Annotated in this window: 12 protein-coding genes; 6 read left to right on the top strand and 6 right to left on the bottom strand. The window is 61.7% G+C overall.

The genetic code is table 11. From position 1 onward, the window contains the following. Positions 1-121: 121 nt before the first annotated feature. Both JQ573_RS30165 and JQ573_RS30160 read right to left on the bottom strand, forming a co-directional pair. Positions 122-1,327 (bottom strand): ABC transporter substrate-binding protein, encoded by a 1,206-nt coding sequence (locus JQ573_RS30165; protein WP_212311912.1) that lies wholly within the window; start codon positions 1,325-1,327, stop codon positions 122-124. A gap of 385 nt (positions 1,328-1,712) precedes the next feature. Continuing rightward, positions 1,713-1,940, bottom strand: coding sequence for a hypothetical protein (locus JQ573_RS30160; protein WP_212311911.1), 228 nt, complete (start codon positions 1,938-1,940; stop codon positions 1,713-1,715). Between the two features lie 1,487 nt (positions 1,941-3,427). On the opposite strand from JQ573_RS30160, the gene JQ573_RS30155 reads away from it, so the two are divergent. After that, the gene (locus JQ573_RS30155; protein WP_212311910.1) at positions 3,428-3,625 is read left to right on the top strand and encodes a hypothetical protein; all 198 of its coding nucleotides are present in this window, start codon (positions 3,428-3,430) and stop codon (positions 3,623-3,625) included. 203 nt (positions 3,626-3,828) lie between these two features. Here JQ573_RS30155 and JQ573_RS30150 read toward each other — a convergent pair whose 3' ends face one another. From JQ573_RS30150 to rpmB, 4 genes are all read right to left on the bottom strand, one after another. Then, on the bottom strand, positions 3,829-5,034 hold the full coding sequence (locus JQ573_RS30150; protein WP_249132521.1) for a DUF3644 domain-containing protein: 1,206 nt from the start codon (positions 5,032-5,034) through the stop codon (positions 3,829-3,831). A gap of 67 nt (positions 5,035-5,101) precedes the next feature. Beyond that, a complete protein-coding gene (locus JQ573_RS30145) occupies positions 5,102-6,793 on the bottom strand; it encodes an adenylosuccinate synthetase (protein ID WP_212311908.1) in 1,692 nt (563 codons plus the stop codon). 52 nt (positions 6,794-6,845) lie between these two features. Continuing rightward, entirely contained in the window at positions 6,846-7,589 is a 744-nt protein-coding gene (locus tag JQ573_RS30140) for a hypothetical protein (protein ID WP_212311907.1), read from the bottom strand. 135 nt (positions 7,590-7,724) lie between these two features. Continuing rightward, entirely contained in the window at positions 7,725-8,033 is a 309-nt protein-coding gene (rpmB, locus tag JQ573_RS30135) for a 50S ribosomal protein L28 (protein WP_212311906.1), read from the bottom strand. 352 nt (positions 8,034-8,385) lie between these two features. Here rpmB and JQ573_RS30130 point away from each other — a divergent pair, with 352 nt between their 5' ends. The 5 genes from JQ573_RS30130 to JQ573_RS30110 all read left to right on the top strand — a co-directional run bounded on the left by JQ573_RS30130 (position 8,386) and on the right by JQ573_RS30110 (position 15,489). Continuing rightward, on the top strand, positions 8,386-9,216 hold the full coding sequence (locus JQ573_RS30130) for a DUF3108 domain-containing protein (protein WP_212312923.1): 831 nt from the start codon (positions 8,386-8,388) through the stop codon (positions 9,214-9,216). A gap of 673 nt (positions 9,217-9,889) precedes the next feature. Beyond that, a complete protein-coding gene (locus JQ573_RS30125; protein ID WP_212311905.1) occupies positions 9,890-13,399 on the top strand; it encodes a helicase-related protein in 3,510 nt (1,169 codons plus the stop codon). 45 nt (positions 13,400-13,444) lie between these two features. Next, entirely contained in the window at positions 13,445-13,729 is a 285-nt protein-coding gene (locus JQ573_RS30120; protein ID WP_212311904.1) for an RNA-binding S4 domain-containing protein, read from the top strand. 195 nt (positions 13,730-13,924) lie between these two features. Continuing rightward, positions 13,925-14,263 carry a ferredoxin FdxA gene (gene fdxA / locus JQ573_RS30115; protein ID WP_092120017.1) on the top strand — a complete coding sequence of 113 codons (339 nt, stop codon included), beginning with the start codon at positions 13,925-13,927 and terminating at the stop codon, positions 14,261-14,263. A gap of 431 nt (positions 14,264-14,694) precedes the next feature. Continuing rightward, a complete protein-coding gene (locus JQ573_RS30110; RefSeq protein ID WP_212311903.1) occupies positions 14,695-15,489 on the top strand; it encodes a CarD family transcriptional regulator in 795 nt (264 codons plus the stop codon). Positions 15,490-15,554 lie beyond the last annotated feature (65 nt).

Below are 15,554 nucleotides of genomic sequence, written 5' to 3'. Positions count from 1 at the left end.
CGCAGCCTGTTGTTGCAGCGGGCTGCGGCCCCAGCGTCGCGCCACACATTCAGTCGGGGTAATGGGTCCCGGGCTTTCGCCGGGACGACGATGTGGATAGTTCAGCCTTCAATCACATGCCTCAATCATTCCCGATCGTGTCGCCGAACAGCTGCCAGGTCTCGCCGTTGAACTTCTGCAGCCGCATCGCCTCGACCGGGAAGTAGTCGGTCGGCGAGGTCTTCACCCTGATGCCGGGCAGGAACATCGGCAGCGCGATGTCGAGGTTGGCGGCCTGCTTCATGATGTTCTCGTGGGTGAGGTCGTCGCCGCATTGCTTCAGCACCTGCACCGTCGCCTCCGCCACCACGTAGCCGTAGACGATCAGCTGGTCCTGCAGATTGCCGTCCGGGAAGTACTTCTTCATGAAGTCCTGCCAGGCGATCACGTCCGGATCCGTCTTCCATTGCGGATCGTTCGGATCCTTCAGCGAGTAGGACGAGATGATGTCCTTCGAGTATTCGAAGCCGGCCGGCTTCAGCACCGAGGACACCGAGGTCGAGGTCGCCGCGAGGAAGAACATGTCGGGCTTCCAGCCGATCTCGCCGATCTTCTTGATCGCCTGCGCCGCCTGCTTGGGGATCGCGTGCATGAACAGCACGTTGGCGCCGGAGGCTTTCAGCTTCACGATCTGGCTGTCGACCGTCGGATCGGTCGATTCATAGGTGGTCTCCGCCACCACCATCTTGGCGGTGTTCTCTGCGCCCAAGCCCTTCTTGAAGCCGTTGCCGTAATCCTTGCCGGCGTCGTCGTTCTGGTAGAACAGCGCGATCTTGGCGTCCGGCTTGTTGGTCAGCACATATTTGGCGTAGACCGCGGTCTCGGCCTGGTACGACGGCTGGAAGCCGATCGACCATGGATAATGCTGATAGTCGCCCCACAGCGTGGCGCCGGCACCGACGAACAGCTGCGGCACTTTCTTGTCGTTGAGATATTTGCGCACCGCAAGGCCGGTCGGCGTGCCCAGCGGATTGAGGATCGCGGCGACCTCCTCCTGCTCGACCAGCTTGCGGGTCTGCTCCACCGTCTTCGGCGGCGAGTAGCCGTCGTCGAGCGTGATCAGATTGATCTTGCGCCCGTTCACGCCGCCCTGGTCGTTGATCATCTTGAAGTAGGCGGCCTGCACCTTCGCGATCACGCTGTAGGCCGACGCCGCGCCGGAGAATGGCGAGGTCTGTCCGAGCTTGATCTCGGTGTCGCTGGTACCAGCGCCGTACTTCTTGTCGGCCGCGTGTGCCTGTGTCGCGAGCGCTAGCGCGAGTGCTGCCGTGATGGCCTTCCAGATCATCGTGAGCCTCCCTGTGGCGTTCTTATTGTTCGCGAGGAGAGCTTACGCAGGTCGAGGGAGGCGGGCTTGCGACGAGACGCCGGGGCAGGGATGCGAAATTGCGGCGGGGTGTAATGCCGAGGTTGGCGAAATCAGCGAGTGTGCGGCGGCCTGCCGCGATGTGGAATGATTCTCAAAATCTCCCCGCGTGCGGGGCGTTTCTTAGCTCGCCCCGCTTGCGGGGAGATGTCGGATCGCATGGAGCGTGGCGCAATGCGATCCGGGTGAGGGGGTACAGGTCTATCAGCGACCTATCGTGTGGAGAGAGCCCCTCACCCCAACCCTCTAAGAGCGAGCTTCGCTCGTCTCGGCCCCGCAAGAGCGGGGCGAGGGAGAACTCCTGACCTCAGCGATATCGCACGCTGCCGGTGGTGACCGGATCGGTCGGCAGCACCGTGGCGCCGGCTCTACTGGCGGCGGCGGAGGTGATCATGCCGGGCTCGGCCGCGGCCTGCACATTGCGGGGCGGGTTGAATTCGAGGATGACGAGGACTGCCGTGGCCAGCACCGCCACGGCGGCGGTTGCGAGCGCAGGCACCAGTCTTCCGCGCGTATCGGCTGCGCGAACTTGCATTGACCAATTCCTTTATTGGGGTCGTTCTTTGGACGTGATGTAAGAACGGCCAGGCTTCTTCCCAAGAGTGCGGCGCACATGCCTCACAATCAGTTGTGCCGGCCGTGATGTCCCTCACGGTGTTCGAGCCGCGCGGCGGTCGCCGCGTCGAATCGCATTCGTGTCGGACGGCTTGTTTGCACACCATGAGTTGGAAGAGATCGTGGCGTTTTGCATGTGCCTCATGCGCTCGTGATTGATCGCGTGAGGTTGTGATTAACAGCGCTGCGACGAGCCGTTTTTACCGTGATTTAGAGGCATTCTGCGTTGTGCGAGGCGCGTGCGTTAAGGCTTTTTTCACGCGCTTTCGACGCATCACGCAGAGATTCGTGTGATGTGCGCGTGATGGAAGCGATGACACCGCTGTCATTGGCAGCAGCTGTCAGCGGACTTGCCATAAGCCTGGCGCCGATGTCATTGCGAGGCCTGTCGCGCCGTCCTGTCCGCCGAAGCCTTGGCGAAGGCGGAAGCTTTAGCGAAGGCGGAAGAAATCCATCTCTCCTCACGCGACGCGATGGATGATTTTACTTCGCACGTCATCGCGCAAAGAAGAATCCACCTCGCCAGCGCGCCGCGCCTGCACGCGCGTCGGTCGGATCGATTCACCTGTCAGACAGCGGGAGAGGGCGTGCGCGCGTCATCTCGCGGCGCGATCGGCCCGAGCTTTGCGGCAGCTTGACCCTCGCTGATGAAGCAGAGGGCGCAGGGAACGCCGGGTGCCAGCACGCACCCATGGGTCCCGAGCAACAAAAAGCTCGGGAGGTAGGACCACAGGTACGGCCGGGCGATCCCGGCGTTCCCCGCGCGGATGGGTTACGGCTTATACGTGCTCTCCCCGGCGAGACCGGGCTTGTTTGCCACCGCTTCCGCAAAAGCGCTTTCGCGCCTTGCGGGAGGACACCAGCCACTGGGGCGTCAGGACCACACGCTTTCACCGTCCGCGATGAAGTGCGCTCGTCTCGCGCGCCACTCGCGTCCACCGCATCCCGCACCCAACGTCCGTGACGATCGCGATACGCCCCTCTCAGAGGAGGCGGGACGCGCTGCTTGTAATGCTGAGTTGGGGTGCCAGGGAAGAGGAATATTTTCTTTACGAGGTCTGGACGGGGTGTGTCGCGTTGAATTTGCTGACGAAATTCGCCTTCCGGCGCACCGTTGTCGCAGCCGTGGAACAAGCGCTGCGGCATCGACTTGATGCAGCGGGCTGGATTACCGGCCTGCACGGCCCTGCAATTCCCCTGCCCCCAAAGCCAGGGCCGTGCACTTCCCCTGCGGTGCCAGCTCCCTTCAAGTGGTCGCGGTCGATTTCCTTCGCTGTGTTCACTAGTGCACCGTCCGGCCACGCCCCGCAGGCGTAGGCTCGGTCCATCACCGCGCGAATATCCGGCATGGCCGGTGACCGAGAACGCCAGTTGCGCTCCCGCCTTTGGATGGAATGGAGCAGCGTGATGCAGAACAGCCTTCCCAACCCGCGCAAGTCCCCGGAGCAACGCCTTGCGGATGAATCGATCCGCCTCCGCGGCGAAGCCCGCGTCATGCCTCCCGGCGTCGCACGCGACCGCCTGATCCGCATGGCCCGTCAGGCCGAGACCGCCTCGCACATCAACGCGTGGGTGATGTCGCCGGGGCTACGATCGCCGAAGTGAGACGGCGCTGTACGCACAACGCGCCACGATTTGCGGCGCGTGATCCGGCTACGGCCTCGGCATCAGTGAACTCGGCGGTGTTCCGATTCCATCGGCTTGCGCGGCGCGATTGGGACGCTGAGGTTGTACTGGTTGTAGCTAGAAGAATATTTTCTTCGGAGGGCTAGACGGGGTGTGTCGCGCTGAAAACGCTCAGCAGCAGTCTAGACGACATCAGACCCGGACGGCTTAGCTTGAACTGGTCCTCCCAATTCGCCGACCAACAACTCAATCCATTTGTCGTTGTAAGTGTAGTCGTTGTGAGCGGTATGATAGATGCAGAAGTCTCTATTGGTCTTGTCTGGTGTCTTCGAGCCCGAGGGCGGTCTGACCTTATGAGATTGCCACGCTGATGTGTGATCGCTCATGTTGAATGGTCTTCCGGTCGCCTTCCTCACGATCTTCACGACGTCGCCAGGTTTGTATCGGTACAAATCGTCGGCGATCTTAAACTTCTGTAGGACATTCTGTATGGTTTTGCCTTCGGCGGAATCGGGGCTCACGAATTGAATGTGAGCTTTGCCTTTAGACGCACTGTCGAAAGTGTACACGACCCTGAATTGGTATTCCAAATCATCAAGATCCTCCGTGCTCGCATTCTTCTTAAGTAAAGCATCGAGAGCTGTAATGTTGGGCGGAAGATCATAGGCGGAGATTTGCGCCATCTGTTCAAGCTCAAGCTTGCCAAACTGCAACGCAACGGACAATTCGTGTTGTAAGCTTAGGCGTGAGCCAAACCAATCGACGAGTATTTTATCGAAATTCAAACAGCACGCTTGAAACAGAGGCAGCCATTTGATGTCGCTGCGTCCCAACATCTTGTGTTCTACGTCGTCACGAATCGTCTTTAGAGCCAAGAGATTTCTCTTGATGCCCTTAGACAAGGGGCTATCGGGTCGTGACAACATATGGCTCAGAGCAAAAGTCGTTCCGTCCGCATTTACTGGTGGAATGCCCGAGCGTTCGTAGCGTTCGTGTAGCAAGTACGTCCACGCGATGTTAGCGAGGACCGCGAAGACCTCCGTCTTGAAGCGGTACAGTCCACTGTTGAAAATCGTTACTGCAAGCGCCATGGCCTCTCGGGCACGAATGAGGCGTTCATCACCGTAGAGGTTGAGCCCAGTGATGGGGTCGAAGCTTCGTTTCTTCCTACGAAAGAAAGCGACCTCTTCAGCCGAAGCGGGAGTGATGTCCGCGTTCCCTTTCACCCCGGCAATGCGCCCAAAGTTTATGGACGCGGTACGCTCGTAGTTGATTAGTGTAAGAATGTCTTGGTTGCGCATCCCTTCGGCCAAGAGAGCCTTGATTACTCTCTTTTCTTCGTCGGTAAGAGCAGTCGGGGTCTTCTTAGGGATTTTTGCCAAATGCATTCCCCGCACAGGACAACATCAACTCTGCCAGTCGAGACCAGTCGTTCATGGCTCGGCTCGCCGCCTACTACTCGTTGGGGAGCCGAGGGTTGGTTCGCCAAGTGCGCCTATCAATGACGCTCCGAAGGTCTATCTTCTGCCCCTCTTCGCGCGGAAAGCGCGTGTTGATAAGTGATACGGGAGCCTGAGATACGCGCTCCAGTTCTTCGATGAATTTGATTGTGTCGATATGCAGCTGTTCAAAACGGCGGGCGTCCTTGTTGACCACATTTAGGTAGTCAGCAAATGTGAGGACGATGTCGGTAGGAGCATTTAAGACGCATGCGTTGCGGAATTGATCCCACTCGAACCAACCCACGCGACGTGGTCGTTTGGTAGTTGAGGTAATCTCCAGCTTCGTAATCTCATCGGGGTCTAGCCCTGCGTGCGTTGCTACTTCGGCGAATGTGACTTCGTGCTTGAGTGGACCCGACGTCTCCTTGCCGCCATCGGGATTCCCAACTCGGATTGGAGTCGGGCGTACCACCATCAGTATGCGGCGAACACGAGAAGGCGAGATTCCGGCTTCGGCCAAGCAGCCCGCTACATTTGTATCTCGGGAGGTTACATAAGGATAAGGGCCGTGAAAGATACTCAATCCGCTGCCCTGAGTGCCTTCCAATAAGATCGATTGTCCTTCTCTATAGGCTGTTTCGAGATGTGTAACGATCGCGCCCCGGTATGGAGGCTTGTCGCCAACGAACGGTTCGAGTTCTGGGACATCGCGGGCCAATCGAACGGCATCTCGCTTTCCTCTAAGCAGAATTCTTCGAGCTGCGGCGGCGCCACTGCCTCTTCCCGTTGATGCGATGCTCTTCTTGAGTTCCTCTTCGCTCGAGAAATCACTTTCCTCAATGATCATCGCTTGCGGGTCGATAAAGAGCCGATCAGGCGTCACCTTGCATTCCGCAATCTCCTTCAGGAGAGCCGCGGCGTAGATGGTCATTCCTGGGCCCAGTAAGAGCTTAGCGTTTGTGTCGCGGGCCCCCGAAGGTAATTGGTGGTATGTGTAGACCCCAGACGAGCTCGATACCGTGTGACCCGCGTTCGGCCCTCCGACACGCACGAGAATGTCGTAGTCGTTAGCTAGATATGCGGCGATATGTCCTTTGCCTTCGCTGCCGTACATTCCACCAACAACGACGTCTACGCATCGTATGTCTGGGCCGCTGTAAAGGCCAAGCCTTGCCGCCACCCGGACTAATGTGTCGGCGCTATCTGTGCGTGCTGTGTTGATGCGGACATCTGCGTCGTTCTTGAACTCCTCGATATCCTTCTCATTCTTAATAAGGTCGGCATTGGTGTACGAGTGATTTGTCTCCCCCGGTCGTTCAGCGTTCTTCTTCTTGTAGCGTTGCTCTAGGATTCTTTTCGGGGCCCACAAGTGTGCATGAATGACGCTAAATCTATGGTCCGTCCGAAAATGCTGAAGTTGATCGCATGTTCGTACGTTGTCGACGACGATGGGATGGTCGCTCGTTAGATGTTCTGCTTCTTTAGCGACTTCATTGAGAAGCCAAGAATGATCAGTTTTCTTGTCGAGTTCATCGCCGAGCAATTGGAGAGATAAACGATCGGTAGGGCTGCTATCGGCCGTCGCCTTTGACTTTAGAATGCCGCTAGTGCTGACCGAGTGATATCCAAATTCTACTCTTAGCCGCTGGGCAAGTTCTGATTTTCCGGTGCAAATATGACCGCTAATTAATACAACTTGGCGCATCCTCGCTTCATCCCATTGTTCAAGAAATCGTCGCTCCGATCCGTATTGACTCCTAATGCAACCTATCGAACTCAAGTCCGTTGCCGCGCCAATCTGGATCGGCAATCGCTTTTGCAATGAAATCGTCGACTGATTTTCCGTGTATCTTGCTGCGCGGATAATCGCCGGGCGGTTCGGATAACTCTGCGTGCCAAGGTCGCTCGATCTGCGAAAGAACAGTGCGTGCGATTTTTAGATCCTCTTCAGAATAACAAAGCACGGTGATGTCGTCCGGAAGGACGAGGTCACCGTGGATAAGAACCTCGATCATCGTGCCGAGAGGCAGATGCTTTTTCAGCATTGCCATTTTATCGTCAGTGGTTCTTGCGATTGGTATTTGGTGGCCCGGGTAGTAGCGCCCATTGGTGTCCGATTCGGGCACCCCACATTTCTCTCCACGTCTTAGGTAGCGGGTCATAGCGACGTTGAACCGACAAAGGCTATAAGCAAGAGCTTCGATCGAGGCGGACGGCACGCTCAAGGCCAAATGAGGAAAGCCTGCTCCGAGCTTCGCCTTTAGTATTCGTGGTTGATGATCGAGAGTGAGATGGGCATATTCGCCGAACCCTCTCGCGACGTCCTGGCCGTGCGACATTGAACGCAGATGCGTTGACTTGAAGCCTGTCGCATAGAGGGAAGGCTTGCTCAGGATCGCACAGGAGCGCCCAATGAAGGGCAGGTAGTGTAGCGGTGTATAGTGCTGAACGGATTGAATTCCGTTAGCTAGCAAAACGCCCATGGTAGTTTTGAAATCCACTCGACAATTTAAAGTAGCATGCAAGCACGATCCGGAAATTGCGTCAAACGAGCGTTAGTCGCATAAAACAAAAACGGCCGGGTCATCGACCCGGCCGTTCAAAACTCTCTCCGCGTATTCCGCGTTCGTTTGAGCTCAGCTCGCCTTCTTCACGAACACCGGCTTGCCGACCTTCTTCTCGATCGCGCGCTTGAGATCGAGTGCGCGGGGCGACAGCACCTCGGCCTTGGCCTTGAGCAGGTAGGCGTCGAGGCCGCCATTGTGGTCGACGCTCTTCAGCGCATTGGTCGAGACGCGCAGGCGCACGTTGCGGCCGAGCGCATCCGAGATGAAGGTCACGTTGGCCAGGTTCGGCAGGAAGCGCCGCTTGGTCTTGATGTTGGAGTGGCTCACCTTGTGGCCCGTCTGGGGGCCCTTGGCCGTCAGTTCGCAGCGCCGGGACATTACCAAAATCCTTATTGCATCCCCGCTTCCGGCGGCACGTGCGATCACGCGGCCCGCGCGGGGGTTTTGAATTCGCGTCCATTTTCCAGGAACCGCGGGTGTATAGGGGGAGAATACCCAAGCGTCAAGATTATATCGCCGCATGGACGTCACAGGAAATGGCGGTTCATAAGCGCTACCAGCCACTTAACGGCGGATATGGCAACCATATAAAGGGCGTATTCGGCTGCAAGTCTTGGTTCCATAACAGACGCGCACGTTGTCCGGCCGAATTGAAGGACCAAATGGGCAACGAACAGAGCGCCGATAGCAGGACCGTCAGGTAGGTTAAGTGACCACCGCCATTGCCTTTTTGCCCCCGCTCGGCCGGCTCATCGGCCTGTGCGCCGGTGCCCTCTTGCTGTTTTGCGCCGAGCGCGCGAGCGCGCAAGGGCGGCTCGACGCCCAGTATGAGGCGACGCTTGCCGGTATCCCGGTCGGCAAGGGCACCTGGACCATCGAAATCGGCGACGACACCTTCTCGGCCTCGGCCCAGGGCGGCACCGCGGGCCTCCTGAAGGCGTTCTCCGGCGGCAGCGGCGGGGGCGCCTCGCAGGGCCGCGTCGTCAACGGCGCGCTGGTCGCCTCCTCCTACACCGCGACCACCACCACCTCGAAGAAGTCGGAGACGATCCGGATGGTGCTGGCGGGTGGCGGCATCAAGGAATCCACGATCGAGCCGGAGCCGCCGGTCGACGCCGACCGCCTGCCGGTCTCCGAGGCGCAGAAGAAGAACGTGTTCGACCCGATGACCGGCTCGTTCCTGCGCGCGCCCGGCAATGCCGAATTGATGAGCCCGGATGTCTGCCGCACCGGCGCCGGCGTGTTCGACGGCCGCATGCGCTACGACCTCAAGCTCGATTTCAAGCGCGTCGAGATCGTCAAAGCCGAGCGCGGCTATCACGGCCCGGCGCTGGTCTGCGCGCTCTATTTCGTGCCTGTTTCGGGCTACATCCCGGATCGCCCGGTCATCAAATATCTCGCCGCCCAGCGCAACATCGAGATCGCCTTCGTGCCGATCGCGGGCACCCGCCTGCTGGTCCCATTCCGCATGACGATCCCGACCCCGCTCGGCCAGGCCATGCTGGAAGCCACCTCGTTCGTCACCACAGCCGCGCCGCCGCGCGTGGCGAAGACGCAGTAGGGGCCGGGGGCTACGCTGCTCGACCGTCACCCTGAGGTGCGAGCGGAGCGAGCCTCGAAGGGCGACGCCACTAGCCGGGCCGCGCATCCTTCGAGGCTCGCTGCGCTCGCACCTCAGGATGACGGGTCTGAAAGGGATGGCGGCCCTGCGGAATGCAACAAACGTCACCGGAATCCAGTTGACTCTTGCCCGCTTCTGATTCGACTCGGTCGCCCCTGGAATTTAAGGAATTCAGTCCGCATATCCCATGCTTGTGGAGCCCTCTCAAACTTGATCTAGTGCCGCCGCCGTCAGCCTGCCCGAGATGTTGCGGTGAACGTTTCAGGTCTGGAATGGAGTCACCGATTCGGGCGCGATTCGTTCCGGAGTCGTTCCGAAGCTTAAGGGCGGCGCAGAAAGCGTCGCATTGTGAGACAGATTTTGCGAAACACGCTGCCAATGCGAAACATGCAGCCAGACCGTCACCCTGAGGAGGCCGCGGAGCGGCCGTCTCGAAGGGCGACAGCCCCGCTCCGTCCGCGAGAGGAACGTCCGATCAAAGCGCGCGGATAGATCTCGGCCGTGCATCCTTCGAGGCTCGCTACGCTCGCACCTCCAGCGACAAAGGCGAAGCCTTTGCGCGGGGATGACGGGACAGGCAGCGCCCCAACAATTCAAGAAACACCTGCAAAATATGGCTTTCTCAACTTCGTTCGGAAATGACCGCGTGCCCGGCGCAGGCGTCACTGCGGTGCTGGGGCCGACCAACACCGGCAAGACGCATCTCGCGATCGAGCGCATGCTGGCGCATTCGTCCGGCTTGATCGGGCTGCCGCTGCGGCTGCTCGCGCGCGAGGTCTACAACAAGATCGCGGCTCGCGCCGGCGTCGACAATGTCGCGCTGATCACCGGCGAGGAGAAGATCAAGCCGAAGGCGCCGCGCTTCTGGGTCTCGACCGTGGAAGCGATGCCGCGCGATCTCGATGTCTCGTTCCTCGCGGTCGACGAGATCCAGATCGCCGCCGATCTCGAGCGCGGGCACGTGTTCACCGATCGCATGCTCAACCGCCGCGGCCGCGACGAGACGCTGCTGCTTGGCGCCGCCACGATGCGGCCGATCATCGAGCGGCTGTTGCCGGGCGCCTCGATCGTCACGCGGCCGAGGCTCTCGCAGCTCGAGTTTGCCGGCGACCGCAAGATCACGCGGCAGCCGCGACGCACCGCGATCGTCGCGTTCTCCGCCGACGAGGTCTATGCGATCGCCGAGTTGATCCGCCGCCAGCACGGCGGCGCGGCCGTGGTGCTGGGCTCGCTGTCGCCGCGCACACGCAATGCGCAGGTCGAGATGTTCCAGAACGGCGACGTCGATTATCTCGTCGCCACCGACGCGGTCGGCATGGGGCTCAATCTCGACGTCGATCACGTCGCCTTCGCCTCCGACCGCAAATATGACGGCTATCAGTTCCGCCGGCTGACGCCGGCCGAATTCGCGCAGATCGCGGGCCGCGCCGGGCGCGCCACGCGCAACGGCACCTTCGGCACGACGGGCCGCTGCGCGCCGTTCGAGCCGGAGCTCGTCAACGCGCTGCAGAACCACACCTTCGACAGCGTCAAGATGCTGCAATGGCGCAACGCCAGGCTCGATTTCGCCTCGCTCGGCGCGCTGCAGGTGTCGCTGGCGCTGACGCCCAATCATGAGGCACTGACGCGGGCCCCGGTGGCCGAGGACCTGCGGGTGCTCGAACACGTCGCACGCGACGCCGAGGTGCGCGAATTCGCGCATGGGCCGGCCGCGGTGGAGCGGCTGTGGGAGGCCTGCCAGGTTCCGGACTACCGAAAGCTGGCGCCGGCCGCCCATGCCGAACTCGTGACCACGCTGTATGGCTTCCTGATGCAAAAGGGGCGTATCCCTGATGCATGGTTTGCCGCCCAGGTCGACCAGGCCAACCGGACCGACGGCGATATCGACACGCTATCGGGCCGGATCGCGCAGATCCGGACCTGGACCTTCGTTGCCAACCGGCCCGACTGGCTCTACGACCCGGACCACTGGCAGGGGATCACGCGCGAGCTCGAAAATAAATTGTCCGATGCGCTGCATGAACGGCTCACGGAGCGTTTCGTTGACAGGCGGACCAGTGTATTGATGCGCCGCCTGCGGGAGAACTCAGTTTTGAATACGGAAATTGGCAAGACCGGTGAAGTGATCGTGGAAGGCCACGCGATTGGCCGGCTCGATGGTTTCACCTTCGCACCTGATGCGGCCGAGGCCGGCAGCGACGCCAAGGCGCTGCAAGCCGCCGCCCAGCAGGTGCTGGCGCGCGAGATCGATACGCGTGCCGAGAAACTGGGCGCCGCCCCCGACGAGCAGTTCGTGCTGACCTCCGACGGCACCATCCGCTGGACCGGCGATGCGGTGGCCAAGCTGGTGGCCGCCGACGACGCGCTGCATCCGCGGCTGCGCATCATTTCCGACGAGCGGCTGACCGGCGCCTCGCGCGAGGCCGTGCAGACCCGGCTCGATCTCTGGCTCAAGACGCATATCGAAAAGCTGCTCGGGCCGCTGTTCGAACTGTCCAAGGCCGAGGATATCCAGGGCATCGCCCGCGGCATCGCCTTCCAGCTCGTCGAGGCGCTCGGCGTGCTCGAGCGCAGCAAGATTGCCGCCGAGATGAAGGATCTCGACCAGCCCTCGCGCGCCGCGCTGCGCAAATACGGCGTGCGCTTCGGCGCCTATCACATCTATTTCCCGCAGCTGCTCAAGCCCGCGGCGCGCTCGCTGGCCTCGCTGCTGTGGGCCGAGAAGCAGAGCAATGTCGACATGGGCGCGCTGTCGAATGTGCAGCATCTCGCCTCCAGCGGCCGCACCTCGTTCCCGGTCGACAAGGCCCTGCCGCGCGACGGCTATCGCGTGCTCGGCTATCGCCAGTGCGGCGAGCGCGCGGTGCGCGTCGACATCCTGGAGCGGCTCGCCGATCTGATCCGCCCGGCGCTGGCCTGGCGCGAGACCTCGCCGGGCGAGAAGCCCGCCGGTGCGTTCGACGGCCGCGGCTTTGTCGTCACCCAGGCGATGACTTCGCTGACCGGCTCCGCCGGTGAGGACTTTGCCTCGATCCTGCGCGCGCTCGGCTACCGCATGGACCGCCGTCCGCCGCTGCCGCCGAAGGCTGTCGAGATTGCGCCGGCTGAGGCCACCGAGACCGTCGCCGCGGAGGCGCCGCCGGCGGAGGCGACATCTGATGCCGCCGCTGAGGTGGTGGCCGATGCGCCGGAGGCTGCCGCTGCGCCCGAGGCCGAAGCTGCCGTCGACCAGCCGGTATCCGGCGATCCCGCGCCGTCGGCCGCACTGCTGCCCGATGTCGGCTTTGCCGAGGTGGTCGCCAGCGAAGCGACGCCCGTCGTTATCGAGACCCAGCAGGATGCGGTGGCCGAGCGCGCCGCGCCGGTCGATGAACCCGCTGCCGCCGAAGCGCCCGCTGCTGAAGTCCCCGCTGCTGAAGTGCTGGCCGAGCCCGCGCCTGCCGTGGAAGCCGCTGCAGAGACGCCGCCTGAAGCGGTTGCCGCAGAGACACCGTCAGAGCCCACCGCCGAAGCGCCCGCGGAGACCGCGAGCGCTGACGCAGCAACCGCCGAGGCCGCTCCCGCGGCCGCGGAGACGCCGGCCGAGCCGCAAATGGTCGAAGTCTGGCGTCCCGGCGGCCGCTCCGACGAGCGCCGTCCGCATCATCGCGGCCACGATCGCAATCGCGGCCGTCATCAGAACAAGCCCGCCGAGGGCGCGCAGGCCGCGGAAGGCGGCGGCGAGGGCGAGAAGCGCGAGCATCATCGCCGGCCGCGTCGTCACCAGGATTTCCGCGTTCCGCGCCCAGCCGCGCCCGCTGACGGCGCTGCGCCGGTCGCTGCCGCGCCTGCCGATGGCGCGCCGCGCGAGGACAAGGGCCAGCGCCGCGAGCGCTTCGAGGGCAAGGGTCGCGATGAGCGTCGCCGCGACAACAAGTTCGGCGGCGGAGATCGCAAGGGCGGCGATCGTGACCGCGGCGGCCGCGATTTCGGCAAGGGCGGCCGCGACAAGCGCGAGGGCGGCCCGTCGCATCGGCCCTACGCGTCGAGCGCGCCGCGCGAGCGCGACCGTCCGATCGATCCGAACTCGCCGTTCGCCAAGCTCGCTGCCCTGAAGGAGCAGCTCGCCGGCCGGAAGGAATAATCCAACCCTTGGTGCTAGTTCTTGGTCTAGTTCTTGGTCTGACGCTTGGACAGACAGCGGCTCGACAAATGGCTGTGGCACGCGCGCCTGGTGAAGGCCCGCACCAGCGCGGCTGAACTCGTCGCATCAGGTCATGTTCGTATCAACGGCACGCGCGAGAAATCGCCGGGCCATGCCGTGAAGGCGGGCGACGTCATCACCGTCGCGCTCGACAACAGCGTCCGCGTGCTGAAGGTCACGGGCTTCGCCGAGCGGCGCGGCGATGCGAGTTCGGCGCGTGTGCTGTACCAGGATTTGCAGGCCGGCAATTTGCAAGCCGGTAAGGAGTAGTTATCTAGCGCTTGCTATCTCAATTGAGCATGATCCGGAAAAGTGGGGTCCGGTTTTCCGATCAGGATCATGCTCCAAATAAAATCGGTGGCAGGGGCGTGAGAATACTGGCGTTTTTCGGGTGCGGCTTCCCTTGCGGCCCCGGTATTCCTGCGCTACGCAACCCCAGAAAAGTCGATCGTTCCGGAGTTTTGGATGACCTACGTCGTCACTGAAGCCTGCATCAAGTGCAAATATACCGACTGCGTCGAGGTCTGCCCCGTCGATTGCTTCTACGAGGGCGAGAACATGCTGGTCATCCATCCTGACGAATGCATCGATTGCGGCGTGTGCGAGCCGGAATGCCCGGCCGACGCCATCAAGCCGGACACCGAGCCGGGGCTGGAGAAGTGGCTCGAGGTCAACACCGAATATGCCAAGAGCTGGCCGAACATCACCCAGAAGAAGGACTCGCCCGAGGACGCCAAGGAGTGGGAAGGCAAGGAAGGCAAGTTCGAGAAATATTTTTCTCCGAATCCGGGCAGCGGCGACTGATTCGCTAACGTTCGCAAGCAGCCGTCGAGACTACCCCGATAAGGGCGGGCTTGGGCCCGCCGCGGCCCTCCGTTCGGCCGCCGATTTAACCCTAATGACGGACATATGACCTGAGGATGCCCTGTTATGCCCGGAATCGGGCGTAAACCATTGATTTTTGCGGAAAATGTGCTATATCTGCGCCATTACAGGCCAAGAACCCCCTGCCATGCGTACCTTGTGGCTTCGAGGTTCCCGCAAACATCGAACAGGGGCGTGGCAGTTTCCGCGCGCAGGCTGTGTCACAGAAAACGCGTAAAAAGAGTGCTTCAAAGACGACAAAGAAAGCCGCTGTCGTTGCTCGCAGCGCAACCAAGGGCCGTGCCAAGGCGCCCGTGAAGGGGGCCAAGAAGGCGGCGGCTGCAAAGTCCTCAAAGAACAAAAGAAGCGTGATGCCAGAAAAGACTGCCAAGACTGCCGCGAAAGCGGCAGCTGCGAAGCCCGCTGCTGCGAAGGTCGCCCCCAAGACTGCTGCTGTTGCGCCGAAGCCGGCCGCCCCGAAGGCTGCCGTCCCCGCCGCTGCTCCCAAGGTTGCCGCCAAGCCGGCCGCTCCGTCCCGCCCGGAAGAGAAGAAGGTCGTGACCCAGCGCCAGGGCTTCAAGGCCAATGAATTCGTCGTCTATCCCGCTCACGGTGTCGGCCAGATCCTGGCGATCGAGGAGCAGGAGATCGCGGGCGCCAAGCTCGAGCTGTTCGTGATCAATTTCATGAAGGACAAGATGACGCTGCGGGTGCCGACGGCGAAGGTCGCCAATGTCGGCATGCGCAAGCTGTCGGAGCCGGCGCTGGTCAAGAAGGCGCTGGAGACGCTGAAGGGCCGCGCCCGCGTCAAGCGCACCATGTGGTCGCGCCGCGCCCAGGAATACGAAGCGAAGATCAATTCGGGCGACATCGTCGCGATCGCCGAGGTGGTCCGCGACCTCTATCGTTCGGAATCGCAGCCCGAGCAGTCCTATAGCGAACGCCAGCTCTATGAAGCAGCGCTCGACCGTCTGTCGCGCGAAATCGCTGTCGTGCAGCACTCGACCGAGACCGAGGCGATCAAGGAGATCGAAGGCCAGCTCGCCAAGAGCCCGCGCCGCGGCGCCAAGGCCGAGTCCGCTGAAGGCGAGGCCGAGGGCGATGCCGACGGTGAGGATCTCGACTCTGATGGCGACGATACCGCCGTCGAAGACGAAGCCGCCTAAGCAGCGCTGCAACATTACAGACGGAAAGCCCGGTCACAACGACCGGGCTTTTTGTTTTGGTGCAC

The organism is Bradyrhizobium sp. AUGA SZCCT0105 (genome assembly GCF_018129565.1).
Taxonomy (GTDB): Bacteria; Pseudomonadota; Alphaproteobacteria; order Rhizobiales; family Xanthobacteraceae; genus Bradyrhizobium.
Note: the sequence above shows the minus strand (reverse complement) of the source record. Positions and strands in the feature narration are given on the sequence as shown.